The following is a 25,319-nucleotide window of genomic DNA, read 5'->3' as shown; positions in this document are numbered from 1 at the left end:
TCCGCCATGAGCACACCTGATGCGCGACAGCGGTGGAAGGCGTGGCGCGAGGAGCGCGACGCGGTGGTCTCGGCGCCGTACGGGCCGCTCGCGCTCACCGGCACCCACTGGCTCGCCGACGCGGCCGACGGGCGGATCCCGGGCGTGCCCGGGCGGTGGGCCGAGGATCCCGGGTACGGCGGGGGAGTGCTGCTGACCGCCGCCGCCGAGGACGGGCTGACCCTGGACGGCCTGCCGCTGGCGGGGGAGGTCCGGCTCGCCGCCGACAGCGGGCCCGCCGGCGCCCGCCTCACGCACGGCGACCGGAAGCTGCTGGTCATACGGCGTGAGGGGCTGTGGGCCGTGCGCGTCTTCGACCCGGACTCCGCGCGCCGGCGGTCCTTCGCCGGCATCGACGCCTTCGACCACGACGAGCGCTGGGTGCTGCCCGGGCACTTCCGCCCGTACGAGCGCGAGCGCACCGTCTCGGTGGAGAACGCCGACGGGCGCGAGCGGGGCCTGCATCTGGCCGGCGAGCTGGCCTTCACCGCCGTGGGGCGGGAGCGCACCCTGCTGGTGTCGGCCGAGGCCGACGGGACGCTGTGGGCGGTCTTCGCCGACGGCACCAGCGGGACCTCCACCTTCCGCTTCCGTTTCCTCACGCCCCCGGCGCCCGCCGCCGACGGCGCGGTGACCGTGGACTTCAACCGCGCCGTGCTGCCGCCGTGCGCGTTCGCCGACCACTTCATCTGTCCCTTCCCGCCGCCCGGCAACCGGCTGCCGTTCGACGTCCCGGCCGGCGAGCGGAACGCGCTGACGCGCTGACGCGTCGAAGCGGCGAGCGGGGACCGCCGACGCGGCCCCGGCGGGCCGGGCGAGGCCGCCGGGGCGTTCGGTCGTGCGCGGGGCGCGTCCGAAAGGCGCTCTTGCGCCATGCCCCCTTCCGCCCGAATACTCCCGAGCAAGCGCTTGTCAGGGGCACGGCGAAAGCGGAACGCGGCGTGCCGCCCGGCCGCGCCGACGGGCCCGTACGCCCCGGCCCCCGACCCCACTCGGGAGGAACAACGTGAGGATCAGGCGCACCACCCCCCGCCGTGCCCGCGCCGCGCGCCTCAGGGCCGGCGCCGTGGCGGCCGGGCTGCTGGCCGTCTCCGCCCTCGCCGTCACCGACGCCCGAGCGGTTCCCGCCGGTTACTCGGCGGCGCGGCTGGCCGCGGCGGGCGCGGCCGTGGAGTCGGCGGACGTGGCGGGCACCGCCTGGGTCGTCGACCGGAGCACCGGAACCCTCGTGGTCACCGCCGACTCGACCGTCTCCGGAGCCGACATCGACCGGATCAGACGCCAGGCCGGCCCGGACGCCGAGGCGATACGCGTGGAGACCGTCCCGGGCGCCTTCCGGAAGCTCGTCGCGGGCGGCGACGCCGTCTACGCCCCCACCTGGCGCTGCTCGGCCGGCTTCAACGTGCGCAAGGGCGGCACGTACTACTTCCTGACCGCCGGGCACTGCACCGAGGGCAAGCCGCGGTACTACGCCGACTCCGGCCACGCCACGAGCATCGGCCCCACGACCGGCACCAGCTTCCCGGGCAACGACTACGGCATCGTGCAGTACGCCAACGGTGCGATCCCCCACCCCGGCGAGGTGAACCTCTACAACGGCCGCGCCCAGCGCATCACCGGCGCCGGCAACGCCTCCGTGGGCCAGCGCGTCCAGCGCAGCGGCTCCACCACCGGGGTGCGCGGCGGCAAGGTCACCGGCCTGAACGCGACCGTGAACTACGGCAACGGCCAGGTGGTCCGCGGCCTGATCAAGACCGATGTGTGCGCCGAGCCGGGGGACAGCGGCGGCGCCCTCTTCGCCGGGTCCACGGCCCTCGGTCTCACCTCCGGCGGCAGCGGCAACTGCCGCTCGGGAGGCACCACCTTCTTCCAGCCGGTCACCGCGGCCCTCGGCGCCTACGGAGTGAGCATCGCCTGACCCGCCGGGTGACCGTCCCGCCGCCCGCCCCGGACGTCTGACCGCGAGCGCGTTCCGCCCTTCCCCAGCCTGCGGCCAGCAGCACAGGAGCCCCCGGTCCCGGTGGACCGGGGGCTCCGGCACACCCCGTCCGTTCCCTCGACCGCCGTCCGGCGCGGGCATACCGTGGACGTATCTCCCGACATGTGCGCGGGACGGGCACAGGAGGTCGAGATGCTCGAGGACCTCGTGGTGGCGGCGGTGGCGGCCGGGGCCGCCGGGCTGGTGTACCTGGCGGGCGCGGCCCGTGTCGTCAAGCAGTACGAGCGCGGGGTGGTGCTACGGCTGGGGCGGCTGCGCAGCCAGATCCGCCCGCCGGGACTGACGATGATCGTTCCGGGCGTGGACCGGCTGCGCAAGGTGAACATGCAGATCGTCACGATGCCGGTGCCCGCCCAGGAGGGCATCACCCGGGACAACGTCACCGTGCGGGTGGACGCGGTGGTCTACTTCAAGGTCGTGGACCCGGCCGAGGCCGTCATCCAGGTCGAGGACTACCGCTTCGCGGTCTCCCAGATGGCGCAGACCTCACTGCGGTCCATCATCGGCAAGAGCGACCTGGACGACCTGCTGTCCAACCGCGAGAAGCTCAACCAGGGGCTGGAGCTGATGCTCGACAGTCCCGCGGTGGGGTGGGGCGTCCACATCGACCGGGTGGAGATCAAGGACGTCTCGCTGCCGGAGACCATGAAGCGGTCGATGTCGCGGCAGGCGGAGGCGGAGCGGGAGCGCCGGGCGCGGGTGATCAACGCGGACGCGGAGCTGCTGGCGTCGAAGAAGCTGGCCGAGGCCGCGCGGACGATGTCCACGCAGCCGTCGGCCCTCCAGCTGCGGCTGCTGCAGACGATCGTGGCCGTCGCGGCGGAGAAGAACTCGACGCTGGTGCTGCCGTTCCCGGTGGAGCTGCTGCGGTTCCTGGAGCGGGCCTCCGCGGGGCCGGAGGAGGCCGGGGCCCATGAGCCGGCGCCTCCGCCGCCACTTCCGGAGGAGCCGCCTCTTCCGGAGGAAGTGCCTCCGCTTCTGGAGAAGCTGGATCTGAGCGCGGACGCGGGCACGGACGCGGACCTGGGCGCCGGCGTGGATGCGGCCGGGCCGCCGGAGGCCCGTCCGGACGCCACCGGCTGAGGCTGCCCCGCCCGGCGGACCCGTCCGACACGCCGGTCGGCGTGCGGCACTCCGGCGGGGCGCGCGTATGAAAATACGCGCGACCGGAAGTCGCCCTTGTGCACTCCCTCGAAGGATCGGGACACTCGACGGACCAACTTGGCATGGACGCGACCTCCTGTTCGGGGGTGCGGCTGTGTCGTTCGTCCTCCGGGTCCGTGTGGTGCGCAGCCGGACCCAACCCCCCACTGGAGGTGCCGAGTTGAAGCTCCGTCGGATGCGTGTGCGCGCCGCCCTGGCCGGGGCGGCGCTCGCCGTGCTGACCGCGGTGACCCTCTCCCCGCAGGCCCGGGCCGAGCCCGGCGACCCGGGCTCCGGCCTCGTCGCCGGGGTCGTGACCGGCCTCGACCGGGTGACAGGCCTCGACCGGGTGGCGGGTGACGGTGCCGCGCCCGCCCGGGTTGCCCCGGCCCGGCTCGCCACGGCCCGCCGGACCCTCAGCGAACGCGCCTCGATCCCGGGCACCGCCTGGGTGACCGACCCCAGAACGGGCCGGGTCGTCGTCACCGCCGACAACACCGTCACGGGCGCCCGGCTGGCCCGGCTGCGCCAGGTCGCGGGCGGCCTCGGCGAGACCGTGGAGGTGCGGAGAATCACCACCCGGCTCACCCGCCTCGTGCAGGGCGGCGACGCCGTCTACGGCCCCGACGGCCGGTGCTCGCTGGGCTTCAACGCCCGCAAGGGCGACACGTATTACTTCCTGACCGCCGGGCACTGCGGCCAGGCGTTCAAGCGGTGGTCCCGGACCAAGGGCGGCCCCGTCTTCGCCGAGACCGAGGCGTTCACCTTCCCCGGCCGCGACCACGCCCTGGTCCGGTACACCGACCCGGCCGTCCCGCACCCGGGTTCCGTGAACCTCTACAACGGCTCGTCCCAGGCCATCACCCGCGCCGCCGACGCCCATGTGGGCGAGCAGGTCCGGCGCAGCGGCTCCACGACCGGGGTGCACGGCGGCAAGGTGACCGGTCTGGACGCCACGGTCAACTACGCGGAGGGCACGGTCACCGGGCTCATCCAGACCGATGTGTGCGCCGAGCCGGGGGACAGCGGCGGCCCCCTGTTCGACGGTGACGCCGCGGTCGGCATCACCTCCGGCGGCAGCGGCAACTGCCTGACGGGCGGCACGACCTACTTCCAGCCGGTGTCGCAGGCGCTGGCGGCGTACGGGGTGACCCTCGCCTGACACCCCCCACGGACCGCGGCCCCCGGACACACCTCCACGGTGTCCGGGGGCCGCTCCACGCGCTACGGGCCGTCCGGCCCGGGGCTGCGTGGCCTCGCTCAGAACTCGAAGACCACGCCCTTGCCGGCCTTCAGCTCGCACGGGTTGGCGAAGACGTGCTGGAAGCTGACCCGGCGGCCCTCCCAGACACCCTCGGCCGTCACCGTGCTGGGGTTCCACTCGCGGGTGCAGATCGTGCCGTCCTTGACCCGGGTGACCTTCTCGAAGTCACCGCCCGCCTGACGCAGTTGTATGCAGGCGCCGCGGGTGTTCGGGTGGCTTCCCTCGGCCTTGGGCGTGCACGTGAGCGTCACGGCGCGCTGGACGCCGGCGGTGGCCGCCGAGTCGCCCTGGCCGACGGTCAGTACGAGCGCTGAGGGCGCGTACAGACTCTGCGTCTGCGCCGCGGGCACCGGCGTGGGTGCGGCGTTCGCCGCCGTTCCGGCCTGCACCAGGCCGCCCAGGGCCAGCGCGGCTCCGAGCGCGATCCCCCCAGTGATGTACCGCATTCCGAACACTCCCTTGCTCGTGGGTGCAGATAACGGACGGCAGTCTTACCGAAGTTGGGCATGAACGCACCTGGATCGAACACTTTCAGTCGCTGGTTGAAAACCCTGCGTAGCGTCCCGATGTGGCCGGATCCGGTGCGGGGGGAGTCCGCGTATGTGACCGCGATGTGGCGCCGGGTGGGGCGGAGTGTCCGATTTGACGGATAATGCGGTGGATTAATGTTTCAGGGATGTTGACCAGCGCAGATGCCTTGTAATCATTGATCAAATGTCAATCATGCCTACGAAGGCTTAATTTTTGGCGCCTATAGCCGCTCAATCCAATGGACTCTACGGTGGCCCGGAAGGCTCCGGCGGTCCGGCCGAAAAGCGGTCGGACCGCGCCGGGTGCGCCGGGCGCGTCGCCGGGGGAACGCCGCAGCAATGGCCGAAGAGCGCTCAGACCGACTGTTCGGTCTGCCGCTCCGGGGCCTCGCGCCGCCGCCGGGCGTGCGCCGCCGCGCTGCCCAGTGCGACCGCCGTGCCGGCCGCCGCCCAGCCGGAGAGCACCAGCAACGGGCAGGTCAGCGCGTTGCCCCGGAAGTAGGCGATGGAGCGCGCCGACCAGGTGCCCGCGCCCGGCGGCAGGGCGGGGCCGATCGTCCGCCAGAACGGCGGCAGCAGGGGGTAGGGGTACGCCCCGCCCGCGCTGGGGTTGCCCAGCACGACGACCACGCCGATCGCCAGCCCGATGCCCACGACCCCCGCGAGGCCCTGGAAGGCCAGGGTCAGCGCCCCGACGGCGAAGACCACCAGGGCGCCCAGCCCCCACAGGCCCGCGACACTGCCCGGCAGCGCTCCCAGCGCCGGGCCCGCGATCGCGGCGCCGAGCAGTCCCGAGACGATCGCGTAGCAGGCGATCGCGGCCAGCCGGATGACCGCCCGGTGGAGGTTGGCGGGGCGGGCGCCCGCGCTGACGGCCAGGATCGCGGCGCACAGATAGCCGCCCACGCACCACCCCACGACCAGGTAGAACGCGCTCAGCCCGCGGGCGTCGCCGGCGGCGGCCGGGGCGACGTCGACGACCCGGACGGTCCGGTGCTGAGCCGCCTCGGCCCGGGTGACGACCACCTCGGTGGCCTGGGAGAGGGAGGCGCCGGCGCCGCTCGCGACGAGCAGGGTGTCGGCGCTGCCGCGCGGGTCGACGATCAGCGCCGCGTCGAGTTCGCGCTCGCGGATGAGCCGCACGGCCTCCCCGTCGTCGCCGACCGTGCTCGGGTCCAGCGGGCCGCCGGGCAGGGCGGCGAGCTGTTCGGCCACCGCCGCGGCCACCGGCCGCGGCGCGACCACCCCCACCCGGACGTCCCTCGGCCTCGGGTCGTGGAAGGCGCCGATGTAGGAGACGACGAACGCGAGCTGGAGCACCAGCGCCCCGAGCACCAGCAGCGCCGCCCGGCCCGTCACCGCCTCCCGGACCTCCTGGGCGAAGCGGCCGCGGCCGCCGGGAGTGCCGGTCATGCCACGAGCCTGCGGGGCGCGGCGGGCCGGCGCAGGCGGTGGGGGCCGTCCGGGTGAGACGCGCACCAAGATTCGTACGGACGTTCGAGAAGTGGTCTATGGTGGAGAAGAAGGGGGCGGTTTTCGGCCAGGGGGTGGTGAGCAGGAGGAGGTGCGATGGCCCGGACGGGCGCGTTCACGCACCTGCACACCGCGTCGGGCTTCTCGGCGCGGTACGGCGCCACGCACCCCGAGCGGCTCGCCGAGCGGGCCGCCGAGCGCGGCATGGACGCGCTGGCCCTCACCGACCGGGACACCCTGGCCGGGGCGGTCCGCTTCGCCCGGGCCGCGGCCGCGGCCGGGGTCCGCCCGCTGTTCGGCGTGGACCTGGCGGTCCGCGAACCGCTGCCCCAGGACGGCCCCACGGTGCGCCACCGGGCCCCGGCGCGCGGCGGCGCCTTCGTCGACGAGTCCGCGCCCCGCGCGGTCTTCCTCGCCCGCGCCGGCGCCCCCGCCTGGGCCGCGCTGTGCGGACTGGTCTCCGCCGCCCACGCGGGCGGCACCGGACGACCGGAGCTGGCCCGGACGGACCTCGCGGACGCCGCCGACGGCATCCGCGCCCCGCTGACCGTCCTGCTCGGACCGGACTCCGAGGTCGGCCGCGCGCTGGCCGCCGGCCGTCCCGACCGGGCCGCGCGACTGCTGGGCCCCTGGCGCGAGATGTTCGGCGACGGCCTGCGGCTGGAGACCGTCTGGCACGGCCGCACCGGCACCGGACCCGGCTCCCTGCGCCTCGCCGCCCGCACCGCCGGCTTCGCCGCAGACCAGGGCGTACCGGCCGTGCTCAGCAACGCCGTCCGCTACGCCGACCCCGGCCAGGGGCCCGTCGCCGACGTCCTCGACGCCGCCCGCCGGCTGGTGCCCGTCGACCGCCGCCGGCCCGACACCCTCGACGGCGGCGAACGATGGCTGAAACCCCCCGCCGACATGGCCGCCGCGGCCGAGCGGATCGCGGAGGCCGCCGGCTTCCGCCGCTCCGCCGCCCACCGGCTGCTGGCCACCACCGAGGACACCGCGGCCGCGTGCCTCGTCGACCCCGAGGACGACCTGGGCCTGGGCTCCGTCCACTTCCCCGAGCCGCACCTGGTCGGGGCCGGCCGCCGCACCGCGGCCCGTGTCCTGCGCTCCCGCTGCGCCGCGGCCATGGTGCGGCGCGGGTACGACCGCGACCGGCGTCGCTGGGACCGGCTGGAGGAGGAGCTGGGCGTCATCGAGGCGCGCGGCCTGGCCTCGTACTTCCTCACCGTCGCCCGCGTCGTCGACGACACCCGCGCCCTCGGCATCCGCGTCACGGCCCGCGGCTCCGGCGCCGGTTCCCTCGTCAACCACCTGCTCGGCATCGCCCACGCCGACCCCGTCGAGCACGGCCTGCTCATGGAGCGCTTCCTGTCCCGGGAGCGGACCGCGCTGCCCGACATCGACATCGACGTGGAGTCCGCCCGCCGGCTGGAGGTCTACCGCGCGATCTTCGACCGCTTCGGCCCGGAGCGGGTGGCGACCGTCGCCATGCCCGAGACCTACCGCGTCCGGCACGCCGTCCGCGACGTGGGCGCGGCCCTCGGCATGGACCCCGCCGAGGTGGACCGGCTCGCCAAGGCCTTCCCGCACATCCGGGCCCGCGACGCCCGCGCGGCGCTCGCCGAACTGCCCGAGCTGCGCGACGTCGCCGCCGGGCCGTACGGGCCGGACGCCCGGCTGTGGCCGCTGGTCGAGGCGCTGGACGGACTGCCGCGCGGCGTCGCCATGCACCCGTGCGGGGTGCTGCTGTCCGACGCCGGCCTGCGCGCCCGCACCCCCGTCGTGCCGACCAGCGGCGAGGGCTTCCCGATGTCGCAGTTCGACAAGGACGACGTGGAGGAACTGGGCCTGCTCAAGCTCGACGTGCTCGGCGTGCGGATGCAGTCCGCCATGGCCCACGCGGTGGACGAGATCGCCCGGGTCACCGGCCGCCGGATCGACCTCGACGACCCCGCGCACGTACCGCCCGGCGACCCCGCCACCTACGAACTGATCCGCTCGACCGAGACCCTCGGCTGCTTCCAGATCGAGTCGCCGGGCCAGCGGGACCTCGTCGGCCGGCTCCAGCCCGAGACCTTCCACGACCTCGTCGTCGACATCTCGCTGTTCCGCCCCGGACCGGTCGCGGCCGACATGGTGCGCCCCTTCGTCGAGGCCCGCCACGGCCGCGCCCCCGCCCGCTACCCCCACCCCGACCTGGCGGAGGTGCTCGGCGAGACCTACGGCGTGGTCGTCTTCCACGAGCAGGTCATCGAGATCCTGCGGATCATGACCGGCTGCGACCGGGGCTTCGCCGACGAGAGCCGGCGCGCGCTGTCCGACCCCCTGCTGGTGGGCCGGGTACGGGCCTGGTTCGCGGAACGGGCCCGGGCGCGCGGCTACGGTACGGACGTCGTCCGGCGCACCTGGGAGATCGTCGAGGCGTTCGGCGCCTACGGCTTCTGCAAGGCGCACGCCGTGGCCTTCGCCGTGCCGACCTACCAGTCGGCCTGGCTCAAGGCCCACCACCCGGCGGCCTTCTACGCCGGGCTGCTCACCCACGACCCGGGCATGTACCCCAAGCGGCTGCTGCTCGCCGACGCGCGCCGGCGCGGGGTGCCCGTCCTGCCGCTGGACGTGAACCGCTCGGGGGCCGCCTATGCGATCGAACTGGTGTCCGGCAAGGGGCCGGGGGCGGGCCGCTTCGGCATCCGCCTCGCCCTCTCCGAGGTACAGGGCATCTCCGAGGCCGAGACCCGCCGGATCACCGCCGGCCGCCCGTACACCTCGCTCCCGGACCTGTGGCGGCGCGCCCGGCCCGCACGCCCGGTCGCCGAACGGCTGGCCCGGGTCGGCGCGCTGGACGCCTTCGGCACCAACCGCCGGGACCTGCTGCTCCACATCGCCGAACTGCACGGCCGGCGGGACCCCGCCGGAGCCGTCCAGCCGACCCTCGTCGACAGCGCCCGCACCGCGCCGGCCGGCCTCCCCGACCTGGACGCGCGCGAACGGCTCGGCGCGGAACTCGCCGTGCTCGGCATGGACGCCTCACGCCACCTGATGACCGATCACCTGGCCTTCCTGGCCGAGCTGGGCGCGACGCCGGCACGGCGGCTGCGCGACGCCCGGCACGGCGAGACCGTGCTGGTCGCGGGCGCCAAGGCGGCCACCCAGACACCACCGGTCCGCTCCGGCCGGCGAGTGATTTTCACGACCCTCGACGACGGCACGGGCCTGGTCGACTGCGCCTTCTTCGACGACAGCCACGAGGCGTGCGCCCACACGGTCTTCCACTCCTGGCTGCTGCTCGTACGCGGCGTGGTCCAGCGCCGGGGGCCGCGCAGCCTGAGCGTGGTGGGGGCGGCGGCGTGGGACCTCGCGGAACTGGCGCGACTGCGGGGGGAAGGGGGGCTGGAGGCGGTGGCGGGGGTTCTGGCCGGGGCCGTGCCGGTTGCCGCGTCGGCGGTGCCGGATGCGGTGCCGGATGGGGGTCGGCGGGTCCGGATGCCCACGGGCTACGCCATGCATCCGTGGGCGGATCTGCAACCGGCCGGTGAGGGGGCGCCGACCGGGCGGAAGCTGTGGCACGCGAGTTCCGGGAGCGCGGGATGAGTGCGCGAGGTCTTCTCTCCCCGGTCCCGCCCCTTCCCGGAACCAGGGGCTCCGCCCCCGGACCCCCGGTCCTCGAACGCCGGACGGGCTGGGTGGGCACCGTCCTGTACGTCCACTTCCACGCGGCCGGAGGGCCGCTCGGCGAGGAGACCTACGACGGCCTGCTCGCCCTGCTGGCCGCGGTGACGCCGGTCGTCCAGGCGTTGCCCCCCGACGCCGCCCTCATGGACGTCCGTGGAGCGCGCCGGTACTTCGGGCTCGATCCGGCCTCCCTCGGCACCCTGCTGCGCGTCCGCGCGCTCGCGCGGTACGGCGTGGACTGCACCGTCGGCATCGCGGGCAATCCCACGCTCGCGCGGATGGTCGCGGCGGACGGGCCGCCCGGGGCGGTGCGCGCGCTGCCCGGTGAACCGGACGCGGTCGCCGCCTTCCTGGACCGCAAGCCGGTCGCCGCGCTGCACGGGGTGGGGCCCGCCACGGCCCGGGCGCTCTGCGCGTACGGGCTGGACAGTGTGGGCCGGGTCGCCGCGGCGCCGGTCGGCACCCTGGAGCGGGTCCTGGGCGCGGCGGCCGGGCGACGGGTGCACGAGCGGGCGCGCGGTGTCGATCCGACACCCGTCACCCCGGACGCCCGGGCGCGGTCGATGGGGGCCGAGCACCGTTTCGCCGCCGACGAGCTGGACCCCGCGCACCGGCGTCGCGCGCTGCTGGCGCTCGCCGACGGGCTGGGGGCCCGGATGCGGGCGGGTGGCCAGGTCGCCCGTGGTCTGAAGCTGACCGTCCGGTACGCGGACGGCTCCTCGACCACCCGGTCGCGGACCTTCGCCGAGCCCACCGCGCACACCCCCGAACTGACGGCCGCGGCCTACGCGCTGCACGCCGGGCTCGCCCTCCAGCGGGCCAGGGTGCGGGCGGTGGCGCTGCGCGCCGAGGGGCTGTGCGGTGCCGAGCACGCCGCCCACCAGCTGACGTTCGATCCGGCCGACGAGAAGGCGCGGCGCGTCGAGGCGGCGGTCGACCGGGCGCGGGCGCGTTTCGGCATGGCGGCGGTGGGTCCCGCGGCGGCGCTGGACGTGGCGTAATCACGCCAAACGGATTTCGGTGAACTTGCTTGACGAAAGCAAGAAAAAGATCGCAGGCTACCCGCAAGTAAGTTAACGCCTTTTTAATCCACCGGTAACACCTCCCACCGGTGCTCATCGGCATGCCATCCCCCACCTGCGAGGACGTCCCATGAAGCCGCGCCGCAGATCCTTCCGTCCGCTCCGCGCCCTCCTGCCCGCTCTGGCCCTGGCCCTGTCGGCCGTCGCCGTTCCGACGGCGGCGTCGGCCGCCCCGGCCGGCGAGCGGACGGTCAGCAGTGGCTGGAACGACTTCTCCTGCAAGCCCTCCGCCGCCCACCCCCGGCCCGTGGTCCTCGTCCACGGCACGCTGGAGAACTCCACCAGCAACTGGTGGTCCTTCGCCCCCTACCTGGTCAAGCGCGGCTACTGCGTCTTCTCCTTCGACTACGGCAAGCTGCCCGGCATCCCCGCCTTCTACGGCCTGGGCCCCGTCGCGAAGTCGGCCGAGGAGCTCGCCGCGGACGTCGACAAGGTGCTGGCGGCCACCGGCGCCGAGAAGGTCGACATGGTCGGCCACTCGCAGGGCGGGATGATCCCCCGGCAGTACATGAAGTTCAACGGCGGGGCGACGAAGGTGAACGCCCTGGTCGGCATCGCCCCCAACAACCACGGCACCACCCTGTCCGGGCTCACCAAACTGCTGGACGTCGTCCCCGGCGCGCGCGGCGTGATCGACGCCACCGCCCCCGGCCTGACCGACCAGGTCGTCGGCTCGGACTTCATGAAGCGCCTCAACGAGGGCGGCGACACCGTGCCGGGCGTGAAGTACACGGTCATCGCCACCCGCTACGACGAGGTCGTCACGCCCTACGAGACCCAGTACCTCTCCGGCCCGAACGTCCGCAACGTGCTCGTCCAGGACCTCTGCCCGGTCGACATCTCGATGCACCTGACCCTCGGCACCATCGACCGGGTCGCCTTCCACGAGGCGGCCAACGCCCTCGACCCGGAGCACGCCACCCCGGCGAACTGCGCCTCGATGGTGAGCTGACCGGGCGAAAACCGGTGGCCCCGTGCCCCGTCGTGGGAGAGGCTGCGGCCGTTGACCACCACGGCGAGGCACGGAACGGGGTTCCCACGATGGACGAGGCACTGACCGGCGAGGCACTGACGGCGGGCGGTACGGTCACGGTCCGGCTGGTGAAGGCGGGCCGGACCAAGGTGAGCTACCCCGCCACGGTCGTGTACGACGACGGCACCCACGCCGTCGTACGGGCGCCCTGGGCGGGTGACGGCGACCGCGACTTCGGGTTCGTGCGCTTCGAGACGGGCGACCTCTTCACCGAGCACTACTGGCGGGACCGCTGGTTCTCCGTCAAGGAGGTGCGCGACGGCGCCGGCGTGCTCAAGGGCTGGTACTGCGACGTCACCCGCCCGGCGCGGACCGGGAAGGACCTGCTGGTGGCCGAGGACCTCGACCTGGACCTGTGGGTCTCGGCCGACGGGGCCACCGTACTGCGCCTGGACGAGGACGAGTTCGCCGCGAGCGGGCTGGCCGAGCGGGACCCGGAGGCGGCCCGGGCGGCCGAGCGGGCCCTGGACGAGCTGGAGGCGCTGGCCCGCACGGGCCGACTCGCCGGTCCGCTGCTCGGAACGTGACAGGGTGACGGCATGACCGACACCGGCAAGCGGACCTCCGCCCTCGATCTGATCCTGGCCGTCGTCGATCCCGGCAGCTGGCGCTGCTGGGACGAGCCCGTCGCGCTGACCACCGACGACCCGGACTACCGTGCCGATCTGCTCGCCGCCCGGGAGCGGACCGGGCTGGACGAGTCGGTGATCACCGGCGAGGGGAGGGTGCGCGGCCGCCGGGTGGCCCTGGTGGCCTGCGAGTTCCGCTTCCTGGGAGGCTCGATCGGGGTCGACGCGGGGGAGCGGCTGGTGCGGGCCGTGGAGCGGGCCACCGCCGAGCGGCTGCCGCTGCTGGCGGCGCCCGCCTCGGGCGGGACGCGGATGCAGGAGGGCACCATCGCCTTCCTCCAGATGGTCAAGGTGACCGGCGCGATCACCGATCACAAGGCCGCGGGCCTGCCCTACCTCGTCCACCTCCGCCACCCCACCACCGGCGGCGTCCTCGCCTCGTGGGGCTCGCTGGGCCATCTGACCTCCGCCGAACCCGGCGCCCTCATCGGCTTCCTGGGGCCGCGCGTGCACGAGGCGCTGTACGGCGAGGAGTTCCCGCCGGGCGTCCAGGTCGCGGAGAACCTGCTGGCGAACGGGCTGGTGGACGCCGTACTGCCGGCCGCGCTGCTGCCGGAGGTCGCGGCCCGGGCGCTGTCCGTGCTGTGCGCCGACGAGGTGCCGTGCGCCGACGAGGTGCCCGCCGCGCCCGGCCCCGTACCCGTGCCCGCACCCGCACCCGCCGAGGGCGGCGCCGTGCCCCCGGTCGAGGAATCGATCCGGCGGTCGCGCCGCCCGGACCGGCCGGGCGTCCGCGAGTTCCTGCGCGCCGCGGCCACCGAGGTCACCCCGCTCAGCGGTACCGGCGCGGGGGAGCGCGACCCCGGGCTGCTGCTCGCCCTCGCCCGGGTCGGCGGCACCCCCTGCGTGGTGCTCGGCCACGACCGGGGCAGCCACCCCGACCCGGCCGCGGGCCAGGCGCTCGGGCCCGCCGGGCTGCGCGCCGCCCGCCGCGGCATGCGCATCGCGGCCGGGCTGGGGCTGCCGCTGCTCACCGTGGTGGACACCGCGGGGGCCGCGCTCTCCCGGGAGGCCGAGGAGGGCGGGCTCGCCGGGGAGATCGCCCGCTGCCTGGCCGATCTGGTGAACCTTCCCGCGCCCACGCTCTGCCTGCTGCTCGGGCAGGGGGCGGGCGGCGCGGCGCTCGCGCTGCTCCCGGCGGACCGGGTGGTGGCGGCCCGGCACGCCTGGCTCTCCCCGCTGCCGCCCGAGGGCGCCTCGGCGATCCTCCACCGCACCACGGACCGGGCGTACGAGGTGGCCGGACGTCAAGGGGTGCGCACCGCCGACCTCTTGGCGAACGGGATCGTGGACCGCATCGTAGAGGAAGGACTACCGGGGGACGACGCGTTCCTCGCGGTGCTCGGCCGGGTGATCGGAGGGGACATGGCCGCTCTGGCGGCGCGCGACGAGCGGGAGCGGCACGCGGCCCGCCGGTCGCGCTATCGGCGCCTCGGCGGCACGGGTGTCGCACGGTCCTCGTGACGCGACGGCCCGGGGAAGCGAAGGGGCCCGGGCGAAGGGGGCATCGGGGGTATACGTCCACGCTCCTCGCAGGGTCCGTCACGGCGGCCGGCGCCCCCCGGTAGGCCGCGCCGGCCCACCCCACCCCTGATCCACCGAAAGGTGCCCCCGTGCGGCTGCATCTTCTCGCGCTCAACCCGACCGACTCCGTCACCGAGGGCTATCTGCCCGCCGCCGCCCGCCTGGGGCTCACGGTCACCCTGCTCACCGACCGGCCCGAGGACCACCGGCGCGCCCACGCCCGCCATCTGGCCCGGGGCGGCGACCCGCTGCCCCGGATCGGCGTCCTGCCCTGCGACGTCCGGGACTTCCGCGAGGTCATCGGCCGGATCTGCGAACTCGGCCGCCCCGACGCCGTCTTCACCAACAGCGACCACCTCCAGACCCAGGCCGCGCTGGCCGCCGACTACCTCGGGCTGCCCGGCAAGGACTGGAAGGCCGCGTTCAACGCCAAGAACAAGGCCCAGATGCGCCGCACCCTGGCCGCGGCCGGGCTGGACACCGTCCGTACCGCCGAACTCCGGCCGGACGACGACCTCCCCGGCCCGGCCGCCGGCCTGCCCTTCCCCTGTGTGGTCAAGCCCCGCGAGGGGGTCGCCAGCGAGGACGTGGTCCTCGCGCGCGACGCCGGCGAACTGGTCCGGCACTGCCGGGAGATCCGGGCCCGCAGGCCCGGCGCCGCCCTGGTCGCCGAGGAGTACCTCGACGGGCCGCTGCACACCCTGGAGACCCTCGGCGACGGCACCGTCCTCCACGTCCTCGCCGCCTTCCGCACCCGGCTCTCCCCGCCGCCCCACTTCGTCGAGGAACGCCTCGACCTGCTGCCCGCCCCGCCCCGCCCGCACACCGGGCACGTCCTCGCCCAGCTGGCCGCGCTCGGCGTCGGCTTCGGGATCTGCCACACCGAGTACGTCGCCCAGGGCGACCGGGCCCGCCTCGTCGAGGTCAACTACCGCGCCATCGGCGACCAGTGCGACCTCGCCCTCGCCCAGGCCCTGGACATCCCCCTCTTCGACCACGTGCTGCGCGTCCACCTCGGCGAGCCGCTCCCCGCCGAACTCGGTGCGCGCGCGGACAGCCGGGTACGTATCGAGTACGTGTGCGCCGAGCGCGCCGGCACCCTCAAGGCCGCGCCCGGGGCGAGCGACACCGAGCACGACGGGGTCCGGCTGGTCTACCGGCCGCTGCGCGAGCTCGGCGAGGACCACCCGCACCACCGCACGAACCGCGACTACCTGGGGGTGTTGCGGGCGACCGGTACCGACCAGGACCGGATCGACCGTGCCGTCGCGGAATTCCTGGCTGCCCGGCGATGGGAGATCGTCCCATGAGCACGGCCGAGACGACCGCACCGGCGCACGACGCGCCGGAGGAGGAGCTCCTCGGCAGGGTCCTCAGCGCCCTGCTGCGCGAGGACGCCTACGGACTGCGCACCGGAGCCGTCGCGGAACACCGCCCCGACGGCGACTGGCTCCGGCTCCCCGTCACCGGGGAAACGTTGCTGCTCCCGGTCGGTCCCGAGGGCTTCCAGTGCGAGGTCCAGGCCCGCGAGCCCGTCCTGGAGACCGCCGACGGACCGGTGCGGGGCCTGCGTCCCGCGCTGGCCCGGCTGCGCGCGGCCGCCGCCCCCGAGGACCGGGCCGGTTTCGACGCCTTCCTCACCGAGTGCGACGAGGCGCTGGCCGCGATCCGGCTCCAGGGCCGGCTGCGCGAGGCCGTCGCCGGCCACCTGGCCGACGCCTACGGGCCCTCCTGCGACGACTGGCGGGGACTGCGCGGCGCCCTCGCCTTCGACACCCTCGCCGCCTACCGCGACCACCCCGTCTACCCCACCGGCCGGGCCCGCGCCGGCCTCACCGAGGCCGAACTGCGCCCCTACGCGCCCGAGTTCCACCCCACCTTCGCGCTGCGCTGGATCGTCCTGCCGCTCGGGTCCGTCACCGGCGACCCCACCGCCCTGCCCCACTGGTGGCCCACCCCCGCCGCGCTCGGCCTGCCCCACCTGGACGCCACCCACCTCCCGCTGCCCGTCCACCCGCTCACCGCCGGCGCCCCGCTCGCCGGGGCCCTCGCCGCGACCGGCCTCGCCGGCCGCGCCCACCTCGCCGGCAAGCCCTGGCTGGAGGTCACCCCCACCCTGTCGATGCGGACCGTCGCCCTCGCCGACGACCCCGCGACCCACCTCAAGCTCCCGCTGGCCACCGCCACCCTGGGGCTGCGCAACCGGCGCACCCTCACCCCCGGCTCCCTCCTGGACGGCCGGACCGGACAGCGGCTGCTGGAGGAGATCCTCGCCGCCGAGCCGCGCTTCGCCGGCCGCGTCCTCCTCGCCGACGAACGCACCCACCTCGGCGCCGGCCACGAGCTCCTCGCCGCCCTGGTCCGGCGCTACCCGGCGGACCTCGGGGACGCCCACGTCGTCACCGTCGCCGGCCTCCTCGCCCGGACCCCCGACGGGCGGCTGGTCGCCGACGCGCTCGCCGCCCGCTACTACGGCGGCTCCCTCACCACCCTCGTCGACGCCTATCTGACCCTGCTGCTGGACTGGCACACCACCCTCTTCTCGTACGGCATAGCCCTCGAGTCCCACCAGCAGAACACCTCCGTCGTGCTCGACGAGGCCGGCGGCCGGACCCGGATGCGGCTGCTGCTCAAGGACAACGACGGGCCGCGCGTGCACTCCGTCCGGCTCGCCGCCCGGCTCGGCGGCGCGGTCGCCGACCTGCTCGGCTTCGATGACAAGCGCATCCTCGTCGCCGCCGACGGCCCCGTGGCCGACGTCTTCGCCACCATCACCGTCCACCTGTGCGCGGGCGCCCCGGCCTTCGAGCTGGCCCGCCTGGGCCGCGGCACGCTCCGGCAGTGGCTGGGGCTGCTGCGCGCGCGGCTCGCCGAGGCGGTGGAACGGCTCACGCCCGGCCCCGCCGCCGTCCTGCGCGCCCGGGTCCTGGACGCGGAACGGCTGCCCGTCAAGGCCATGCTCACCGCGGGCACGCTGCTCAGCAAGGAACGCTCCGGCGCCGCCGACATCAACAAGCACTACGTCGACGGCCCCAACTACCTGCGCGGGGCCCTCCCGTGACCACGGGCCCCCACGGCGCCCGTCAGCACGCCACCCCACCTCCGCTGGAGCCGCCGAGATGTCCTCCCCCGTGCCCCCCGCCGCCTCCCGGCGCTCCCGGGGGGCCGCGCCCACCGGCCTCCCCGAGGCCGGCCACGTGGTCGCCCACACCCTGCTGAACTGCCTGCTCCGCGAGGTCTCGGGGCCCGAGCACCGGACCGCCGTCAGCGACGGGCACCTCCTGCTGCGCCTGCCCCGCGGCGGCGCCCTGCTGCGGGTCCGGCTGCGCCGCACCTCCCTGATCGGCGCCCACCGCTTCACCGGGCCCGTCACCGAGCGGCGCGGCGGCGGCTGGAGGGAATTACCCTGGGCGGGCCTCGCCGAGCACATCCACCGCGAGCTGGAGCTGCGCACCGGCGTCCGCAACGACGAGTTCCTCGGCCAGGTGGCCGCCAGCCACGCCGGCGTGGCCGCCGCCCTCGCCGCCCGCCGGCCGGCCGCCACCGGCCTCACCCCCGCCGGCCGCTACATGGACTCCGAGCAGTCCCTGCTCTTCGGCCACCGCTTCCACCCCACCCCCAAGGCCCGCTCCGGCACCCCCGAGGACTGGGCCCGCTACGCCCCCGAGGCCCGCGCCCGCTTCCCCCTGCGCCACCTGGCCGTGCGCCGCGCGAGGGTCCGCGAGGAGGCCGCCCGCCCGGGCGCGCTGGCCGCGCTCGACCGGCAGGGCGCCGTACCCGCCGGCTACGTCCTGCTGCCCGTCCACCCGTGGCAGTACGCCATGCTCCGCGACCACCCCGCGCTGCGCGCCGCGGCCGCCCGCGGGGACGTCCTCGACCTCGGTGAGCGGGGCGCCGCCTTCGAGCCCACCGCCTCGGTGCGCACGCTCTACGACGGCCGGGACTTCCTGAAGTTCAGCCTCAACATCCGCATCACCAACTGTCTGCGCAAGAACGCCGAGTACGAGCTGGCCGGCGCGGTCGCGCTGACCCGGGTGCTGGAGCCGGTGGCGCGGCGCCTCGCCGCCCGCTTCCCCGGCGCCGACCTGCTGCGCGAGCCCGCCTACCGCACCCTCGACCTGGGCTGCCGCGACCTCGCCGAGGGCTTCGGGGTGATCGTCCGCGAGGGCCTGGGCGCCCGTCTGGCCCCCGGCCTCACCGCGCTGCTGGCCGCCGCGGTCGCCGACGAGTACCCCACCAGCGGGGCCCAGCTCTCCCGGCTGCCGGCGGTCGCCGGCCCGGACGACGCCCTCGCCTGGTGGGACGACTACCTCCGGCTGCTCGTCCCCCCGGTGCTGGCCGCCTACGCCGACCACGGCGTCGTCCTCGAACCCCACCTGCAGAACGTCGTCGTCGGCGTCGACGACGACGGCGCGCCCCGCCAGATCCTGCTGCGCGACCTGGAGGGCGCCAAGCTGCTCCCCGGCCACCACGCCGCCGCCCTCGCCGCCCTCCCCGAGGACGTGGCCCGCCCCCTGACGTACGACCGCGAGCGCGGCTGGGACCGGGTCGTCTACTGCCTGCTGGTCAACCACCTCGCCGAGACGCTCGCCGCCCTCGCCGACCGCCACCCCCGCCTGGAGCCCGCCCTGTGGTCCGCCGTGCGCCGGGTGCTGGGCCGGTGCGCCGAGGCCCACGGCGACCCGCCCCGGCTGCGGGCCCTGGCCGCGGGCGCCTCACTGCCCGCCAAGGCCAACCTCCTCACCCGCTGGGAGCGCAAGGCCGACCGGCACGCCGGGTACGTCCGCATCGGCTCACCGCTCGCCTCCGACCTGCTCTCGGCCGCCACCGCGGCCGGGACCCGTACCGCACCCTGGAGCCCCGCGTGATCACCCCCCGGGCCGCCGCCCTCGCCACCCGCCTGCCGGCCGCCGACCTGCCCGCCTATGTGTACGACCTCGCCGCCCTCGCCGAGCACGCCGGCGCCGTACGGGCCGCCCTGCCCCCGGGCGTCGAGCTCCACTACGCGGCCAAGGCCAACCCCGCCCCCGAGATCCTCCGGGCCCTCGCCCCGCACGTCACCGGCTACGAGGTCTCCTCGGGCGGCGAGCTGGCCCACGTCCGCCGGACCGTCCCCGGACACCCGCTCGCCTTCGGCGGCCCCGGCAAGACCGAGGAGGAGCTGCGGCTCGCCCTCCGGCTGGGCGCCGAGCGGCTGCACGTGGAGAGCGAGCAGGAGCTGCGGCTGCTGACCCACCTGGCCGCGGAGGAACCGGCCGGGCCGCCCGTGGACGTCCTGCTGCGCGTCAACCTCCCCGCAGGCGCCGCCGGTCCGGGCGGCGCGGCGCTGGTCATGGGCGGCCGGCCCAGCCCCTTCGGCCTCGATCCGCGCCGCGCCGACGCCTGTGTGCCCCGGCCGGGCGGCCGGGTGCGGCTGCGCGGCGTCCACGCCCATCTGGCCAGCGGCCTCGGTGCGCCGGCCCTGCTGGAGGTGGCGGCCCGGATCACCGCCTGGGCCCGGGAGTTCGGCGACCGGCACGGCCTGGGCGGGCTGGAGGTGAACGTCGGCGGCGGCATGGCCGTCGACTACGCCCGCCCGCACACCCGCTTCGACTGGACCGGCTACGGGCGGGGGATGGCCGCGCTCGGCGCGCGCCACCCGGACGTCACCCTGCGCGTCGAGCCGGGCCGGTCGCTGACGGCCCACGCGGGCTGGTACGTCACCGAGGTGCTGGACGTCAAGCACAGCCACGGCGAGGCGTTCGCCGTCCTGCGCGGGGGGACCCACCACATGCGCACCCCCGCCGCGAAGGGCCACGACCACCCCTTCACCGTGCTGCCCACCGACGACTGGGCCCGCCCCTGGCCGCGCCCGGCCGCCCTCGACGAGCCGGTGACCCTCACCGGGCAGCTGTGCACGCCCCGGGACACCCTCGCCGCGCGGGTGCCGGTGGCCGAACTGCGGGTGGGGGACCGGGTGGCGTTCGCCATGGCCGGCGCGTACGCCTGGAACATCTCGCACCACGACTTCCTGATGCACCCCCCGCCGTCGTTCCACTTCCTGCCGTGACGCCTTCCTGATGTGACGTCGTCCTGCCGTGACGTCTTTCCGCCGCTCCGGCGCCAGTAGATGGTGGATGCATCTATGGCGGCGTAGCGTCGTCGTGCCGACGGGGGACGCCTACCGAGAGGGGAACGTCCATGTGCGGGATCACCGGCTGGATCTCCTACGACCAGGACCTCACCACCGCCTCCGGAACGCTGGACGCGATGACGCGGACCATGGCCTGCCGCGGACCGGACGCCGCCGGCGTCTGGCTGGACACCCACGCCGCCCTCGGCCACCGCCGGCTGGCCGTCATCGACATCGAGGGCGGCCGGCAGCCCATGCTCGCCGAGCACGGCGGCCGCGTCCTGCGCGCCCTCACCTACAGCGGAGAGATCTACAACTACCGCGAGCTCCGCGCCGAACTGCGCTCCCTGGGGCACCACTTCCGCACCGACAGTGACACCGAGGTCGTCCTGCGCGCCCACCTCCAGTGGGGCGACGCCTTCACCGAACGCCTCAACGGCATGTACGCCCTCGCCCTGTGGGACCCCCGCGCCGAGGAACTCCTGCTCGTCCGTGACCGCATGGGCATCAAGCCGCTCTACTACCACCCCACCCCCGACGGTGTGCTCTTCGGCTCCGAGCCCAAGGCGATCCTCGCCCACCCCGCCGTCCGTCCGGCCGTCGACGCCGAGGGCCTGGCGGAGCTGCTGGCCTTCACCAAGACCCCCGGCCACGCCGTCTACAAGGGCATGCGCGAACTGCGCCCCGGCCACACCCTCCGCGTCCGCCGCGAGGGCCTGACCGAACGCCGCTACTGGGCCCTGGAGGCCCACGAGCACACCGACGACACCCGCACCACCGTGGCGCACGTCCGCGAGCTCCTGGAGGACATCGTCGCCCGCCAGCTCGTCGCCGACGTCCCCCTGTGCACCCTTCTCTCCGGCGGGCTCGACTCCTCCGCCATCACCGCGCTCGCCGCCCGCGGCCTGACCCGCTCCGGACGGGGCCCGGTGCGCTCGTTCTCCGTCGACTTCACCGGCCACGCCGAGCACTTCGTCCCCGACGAGCTGCGCCCCACCTCCGACGGGCCCTACGCCCACGCCCTCGCCGACCACGTGCGCTCCGACCACCGCGACATCGTGCTCGACACCGCCGACCTGATGGACCCGGTCCACCGGCGCGCCGTGCTCACCGCCCGCGACCTGCCCGTCGCCGGCTTCGGCGACGGCGACGTCTCCCTCTACCTCCTCTTCCGGGCCATCCGCGAGCGGTCCACGGTCGCCCTCTCCGGCGAGTCCGCCGACGAGGTCTTCGGCGGCTACCGGTGGTTCCACGACCCCGCGCACGTGGCCGCCGACACCTTCCCCTGGATCGCCGCCCGCGTCGCCGACCACTTCTCCGGCCAGGGCAGCGGCGGCCGCACCGGGCTCCTCGACCCCGGCCTGCTGGCCAAGGCCGACCTGCCCGGCTACACCGAGGCGCGCTACCGCGAGGCCCTCGCCGAGGTCCCCGTCCTGCCCGGCGAGAGCGGGCACACCCGGCGGATGCGCGAGATATCCCACCTCCACCTGACCCGCTTCGTGCAGATGCTCCTCGACCGCAAGGACCGGGCCAGCATGGCCACCGGGCTCGAGGTGCGCGTCCCCTTCTGCGACCACCGCCTGGTCTCCTACGTCTTCAACACCCCCTGGTCGATGAAGACCTTCGACGGCCGCGAGAAGTCCCTGCTGCGCGCCGCCGTCCGCGACCTCCTCCCCGACGCCGTCGCCGACCGGGTCAAGAGCCCCTACCCCAGCACCCAGGACCCCCGCTACGCCACCGCCCTGCGCGCCGAGCTCGGCCGCGTGCTCGCGGACCCCGACGCGCCCGTCCGCCCGCTCCTCGACCGGGCGGCCGTCTCCAGCGCCCTCGCCGGGGACGCCGGCGGCTCCTTCCGCGCCGCCACCGAGGTCGTCCTGAGCCTCAACACCTGGCTGGCCTCGTACGGCACGGCCCTGGAACTCTGACCCCAGCGGGCCTGCGGGCACGGTGGGCGCACCTGGCGCACAATGGACGGCACAACCACCCGCCCAGCCTGGAGTTCCCACCGTGGCCCTGCAGATGACCGTCGACCCGGACGCCGCCGAACCCCCCTTCGAGCAGATCCGCGCCCGCATCGCCGAGCGCGCCCGCTCCGGTGAGCTCCCGGCCGGCTACAAGCTGCCGACCGTCCGCGGCTTCGCCGAGGAACTCGGTCTCGCCGCCAACACCGTGGCCAAGGCCTACCGCGCCCTGGAGGCCGACGGCGTCATCGAGACCCGCGGCCGCAACGGCACCTTCGTCGCCGCCCGGGGCGGCGCCGCCGAACGCGAGGCCGCCGCGGCCGCCGCCGCGTACGCCCAGCGCGCCCACCGCCTCGGCCTCGGCCACGAGGCCGCCCTCGCCGCCGCCCGGGACGCGCTGCGGGCCGTCTACGGCGACTGAGGCGACCCGCCTGACGGAAGCCCCCGCGCGTCCGTTCCGCCCCGGATACCCTTTCCGTGATGGGACGTCATGGTGGATCGGGGACGCCGGGAACGGCACGCCGCCGGCCGAGAAGGGCCCGGCGCCGGCCGCGGGTGGCGTGGTGGCGGTCGTGGAGCCCGCGGACACGACTGGTGGTCCTGCTCGCGACCGCCCTCGCCACCGTGGTGGCCCTGGTCACCGTGGGCCTCGCGGTCCGCCCCGGCGGCGCCGGCGACGGCCACGGGCGCGTCGGCGGGGCCGCCGCCGACATCGGCTGGGGCTTCACCCACACCCAGTACAGCGCCGACCTCGGCCAGGACGCCGCCCGCCGCACCGCGACGCGCACCCTCTCCGGCGACCGCCTCCCGCAGAACCAGCACATCATGGGCTGGGGCGTCGACAACCCCGAACCCCGCAAGGGCTCCTACAACTTCACCGACCTCGACCGGCGCGTCGCCCTCATGCGCAGCACCGGCACCACGCCCGTCCTCACCCTGTGCTGCGCCCCCGACTGGATGAAGGGCGGCGGCGAACGCACCGACTGGTCCCAGAAGTCCCTGGAGAAGGCCCCCGACCGGGCCCACTACAAGGACTTCGCCAAGCTCGCCGGCGTCATCGCCAAGCGCTACCCGGACGTCCGCCACTTCATCGTCTGGAACGAGTTCAAGGGCTTCTACGACGAATCCAGGAAGCGCTGGGACTACGAGGGATACACCGAGCTGTACAACCTCGTCTACAAGGAGGTGAAGAAGAGGAACAGGAACGCCCTCGTCGGCGGTCCGTACGTCGTCATGGACAGCGAGGCCCCCGGCGACGGCTCCAACGCCTCCCGGGTGAGCGGCCCCTGGGGAGCCGTGGACCAGCGCGCCGTCGACGCCGTGGAGTACTGGGACGAGCACAAGGAGGGGGCGGACTTCGTCGTCGTCGACGGCGCCAGCTACACCCGTACGGGCAACCGGTCCGTCCCCGACGAGTTCCGGGCCACGGCCAAGTTCTCCGACGTCACCGCCTGGCTCAACCGGACCACCGGCCTCCCGGTGTGGTGGGCCGAGTGGTACGTCGAGCCCGCCGACGAGCAGGACAGCCGCCGGACCTGGAACGAGACCCACCGGGTGGCCGTCCAGGCCAGCGCCCTGATGCGGCTGGCCGCGGCGGGCGTGGCGGGAGCCTTCTACTGGAACCCCGAGGAGCAGGGCGCCGACTGCCCCGGCTGCCTGTGGCGCAGCACCGAACTGGCCGACGGCGGGGGCCGACTGCCCATGCTGGACCTGCTCACCCGCTTCGCCAGGGCCTTCCCGCCCGGCACCGCCCTGCGGGACGTGGACGTCGGCGGCGCGGACGCCGAGCGGGTCCAGGTGCTCGGCTCCGCCGACGCGGTGCTCGTCGTCAACACCGAGGACCGCCAGGTCACGGCCCGTGTCGACGGCCGGCAGGTCGCCCTCGGCCCGTACGAGACCCGCTGGCTGTGAGCCGGCGGCACCCACCGCCCGAGCGGCGTTCCCCCCGAGCGAAAGGAAGACCGCCATGCCGGACGGCACGAGCCAGGCGCTGGTCATCGCCGACGCGGAGAACAACTACTACGTCCTGCCCCGCGAGGTCGTCGAGATGGCCCGCGCGGCCCCCGAGGCCAGGGCCGCCATCGACGAGCACCTCGGCGACCGGGGCCGGGTCCCGCTCGCCGACGGCTACACCTTCGTCGGTGTGCTGCGGCTGTCCGCCGAGGGGGAGATGACCCACTACACCACCGAGGCCTCCTGGCCCGTGGCCACCACCCCCTGATGGCCGCCGCCGACCCGCCGCCACTGCTCCGCTCCACCGTCACCCCGGCCGAGCGGCGCGCCTTCGCCGCCCAGGGTCACACGGCGCTGCCCGGGCTGTGGGGCCGCGAGCTGGCCGGTGCCCTCGCCGCGGAGGGCCGGCGGCGCCATGCCGCCGCCGAGGTGCCCCGGCGCGGCCCGCGCACCCCCGTGCCGGCCCGGCGGCTGCCGCGCCGGGCCACCCCCGCCGCGAGCGGGCCGCTGCTGGCCCGGGTGCACCTGGCGCTGACGGGCGCGGCCCGCGCCCTGACCGGGCGGCTGCTCGTGCCCACCTTCGCGGCCTACGGCTACTACGAGGGCGACGACGAGGTGTTCCTGCACGTCGACACCGAGCAGTGCGATCTGACCCTGCTGACCGTCGCGTTCGGCGAGGTCGGCCCGCTGCATGTCCACCCCGGCCTGATCGGCAGCGGCATGGAGCGGCTGGGCGAGCTGGAGGGCGACGCCGGCTGGGACCGTACGGGCGGTGTCCGGGTCTCCTACCCGGACACCGGGGTCACCGCCCTCAGCGGCCACGTCCTGCCCCACCACCGGCCCGGAAGCCCGCGTCCGGGCCTCCAGGCGGTGGCGGCCCTGTGCTACCGCTCGCTCTTCTGACCCGC

20 protein-coding genes are annotated in these 25,319 nt (G+C 75.4%); 18 read left to right on the top strand and 2 right to left on the bottom strand.

Translation table 11 applies throughout. From position 1 onward, the window contains the following. Positions 1 to 6: 6 nt before the first annotated feature. From AC07BS_RS11065 to AC07BS_RS11050, 4 genes are all read left to right on the top strand, one after another. Complete coding sequence (locus AC07BS_RS11065) at positions 7 to 804, top strand: DUF1684 domain-containing protein (protein WP_478644972.1); 798 nt, start codon at positions 7 to 9, stop codon at positions 802 to 804. A 241-nt stretch (positions 805 to 1,045) separates the two neighbouring features. Further along, a complete protein-coding gene (locus AC07BS_RS11060; RefSeq protein ID WP_478644971.1) occupies positions 1,046 to 1,957 on the top strand; it encodes a S1 family peptidase in 912 nt (303 codons plus the stop codon). 213 nt (positions 1,958 to 2,170) lie between these two features. Then, a complete protein-coding gene (locus AC07BS_RS11055) occupies positions 2,171 to 3,121 on the top strand; it encodes a slipin family protein (RefSeq protein WP_478644968.1) in 951 nt (316 codons plus the stop codon). A 241-nt stretch (positions 3,122 to 3,362) separates the two neighbouring features. Beyond that, a complete protein-coding gene (locus AC07BS_RS11050) occupies positions 3,363 to 4,343 on the top strand; it encodes a S1 family peptidase (protein WP_478644966.1) in 981 nt (326 codons plus the stop codon). A gap of 98 nt (positions 4,344 to 4,441) precedes the next feature. Here the strand turns inward: AC07BS_RS11050 and AC07BS_RS11045 are convergent, their stop codons facing one another. Next, positions 4,442 to 4,891, bottom strand: coding sequence for a subtilase-type protease inhibitor (locus tag AC07BS_RS11045; RefSeq protein ID WP_478644963.1), 450 nt, complete (start codon positions 4,889 to 4,891; stop codon positions 4,442 to 4,444). A gap of 438 nt (positions 4,892 to 5,329) precedes the next feature. Beyond that, on the bottom strand, positions 5,330 to 6,388 hold the full coding sequence (locus AC07BS_RS11040; protein ID WP_478644961.1) for a DUF3533 domain-containing protein: 1,059 nt from the start codon (positions 6,386 to 6,388) through the stop codon (positions 5,330 to 5,332). Between the two features lie 156 nt (positions 6,389 to 6,544). Here AC07BS_RS11040 and AC07BS_RS11035 point away from each other — a divergent pair, with 156 nt between their 5' ends. The 14 genes from AC07BS_RS11035 to AC07BS_RS10970 all read left to right on the top strand — a co-directional run bounded on the left by AC07BS_RS11035 (position 6,545) and on the right by AC07BS_RS10970 (position 25,314). Continuing rightward, positions 6,545 to 10,036: a DNA polymerase III subunit alpha gene (locus AC07BS_RS11035; RefSeq protein WP_478931483.1), complete on the top strand. Its 3,492-nt coding sequence runs from the start codon at positions 6,545 to 6,547 to the stop codon at positions 10,034 to 10,036. Between the two features lie 92 nt (positions 10,037 to 10,128). Then, entirely contained in the window at positions 10,129 to 11,118 is a 990-nt protein-coding gene (locus AC07BS_RS11030) for a DNA polymerase Y family protein (RefSeq protein ID WP_478644956.1), read from the top strand. Positions 11,119 to 11,269: 151 nt separating this feature from the next. Beyond that, positions 11,270 to 12,151: an esterase/lipase family protein gene (locus tag AC07BS_RS11025; RefSeq protein WP_478931481.1), complete on the top strand. Its 882-nt coding sequence runs from the start codon at positions 11,270 to 11,272 to the stop codon at positions 12,149 to 12,151. Positions 12,152 to 12,240: 89 nt separating this feature from the next. Continuing rightward, positions 12,241 to 12,759, top strand: a complete 519-nt coding sequence (locus AC07BS_RS11020; protein ID WP_478644952.1) for a ribonuclease FAU-1 family protein — start codon at positions 12,241 to 12,243, stop codon at positions 12,757 to 12,759. 12 nt (positions 12,760 to 12,771) lie between these two features. Then, positions 12,772 to 14,325: a carboxyl transferase domain-containing protein gene (locus tag AC07BS_RS11015; RefSeq protein WP_478644950.1), complete on the top strand. Its 1,554-nt coding sequence runs from the start codon at positions 12,772 to 12,774 to the stop codon at positions 14,323 to 14,325. A 149-nt stretch (positions 14,326 to 14,474) separates the two neighbouring features. Beyond that, positions 14,475 to 15,695 (top strand): ATP-grasp domain-containing protein, encoded by a 1,221-nt coding sequence (locus AC07BS_RS11010; protein ID WP_478644947.1) that lies wholly within the window; start codon positions 14,475 to 14,477, stop codon positions 15,693 to 15,695. Further along, positions 15,692 to 17,446, top strand: a complete 1,755-nt coding sequence (locus AC07BS_RS11005; RefSeq protein ID WP_478931480.1) for an IucA/IucC family protein — start codon at positions 15,692 to 15,694, stop codon at positions 17,444 to 17,446. The genes AC07BS_RS11010 and AC07BS_RS11005 overlap by 4 nt, the downstream gene beginning before the upstream one ends. Before the next feature lie 58 nt (positions 17,447 to 17,504). Beyond that, a complete protein-coding gene (locus AC07BS_RS11000) occupies positions 17,505 to 19,253 on the top strand; it encodes an IucA/IucC family protein (RefSeq protein ID WP_478931478.1) in 1,749 nt (582 codons plus the stop codon). Then, positions 19,250 to 20,434, top strand: a complete 1,185-nt coding sequence (locus AC07BS_RS10995) for a type III PLP-dependent enzyme (protein WP_478644938.1) — start codon at positions 19,250 to 19,252, stop codon at positions 20,432 to 20,434. The genes AC07BS_RS11000 and AC07BS_RS10995 overlap by 4 nt, the downstream gene beginning before the upstream one ends. A 131-nt stretch (positions 20,435 to 20,565) precedes the next feature. Beyond that, on the top strand, positions 20,566 to 22,422 hold the full coding sequence (asnB, locus tag AC07BS_RS10990) for an asparagine synthase (glutamine-hydrolyzing) (RefSeq protein WP_478931476.1): 1,857 nt from the start codon (positions 20,566 to 20,568) through the stop codon (positions 22,420 to 22,422). A gap of 82 nt (positions 22,423 to 22,504) precedes the next feature. Continuing rightward, positions 22,505 to 22,879: a GntR family transcriptional regulator gene (locus tag AC07BS_RS10985; protein ID WP_478644933.1), complete on the top strand. Its 375-nt coding sequence runs from the start codon at positions 22,505 to 22,507 to the stop codon at positions 22,877 to 22,879. A 173-nt stretch (positions 22,880 to 23,052) separates the two neighbouring features. Beyond that, positions 23,053 to 24,369 (top strand): GH39 family glycosyl hydrolase, encoded by a 1,317-nt coding sequence (locus AC07BS_RS10980; protein ID WP_478931474.1) that lies wholly within the window; start codon positions 23,053 to 23,055, stop codon positions 24,367 to 24,369. 55 nt (positions 24,370 to 24,424) lie between these two features. Beyond that, complete coding sequence (locus AC07BS_RS10975) at positions 24,425 to 24,679, top strand: hypothetical protein (protein ID WP_478644929.1); 255 nt, start codon at positions 24,425 to 24,427, stop codon at positions 24,677 to 24,679. Next, positions 24,679 to 25,314 (top strand): hypothetical protein, encoded by a 636-nt coding sequence (locus tag AC07BS_RS10970; protein ID WP_478644926.1) that lies wholly within the window; start codon positions 24,679 to 24,681, stop codon positions 25,312 to 25,314. The genes AC07BS_RS10975 and AC07BS_RS10970 overlap by 1 nt, the downstream gene beginning before the upstream one ends. The last annotated feature ends 5 nt before the right edge of the window (positions 25,315 to 25,319 follow it).

This window comes from Streptomyces sp. NPDC044063 (assembly GCF_056434285.1).
Note: the sequence above shows the minus strand (reverse complement) of the source record. Positions and strands in the feature narration are given on the sequence as shown.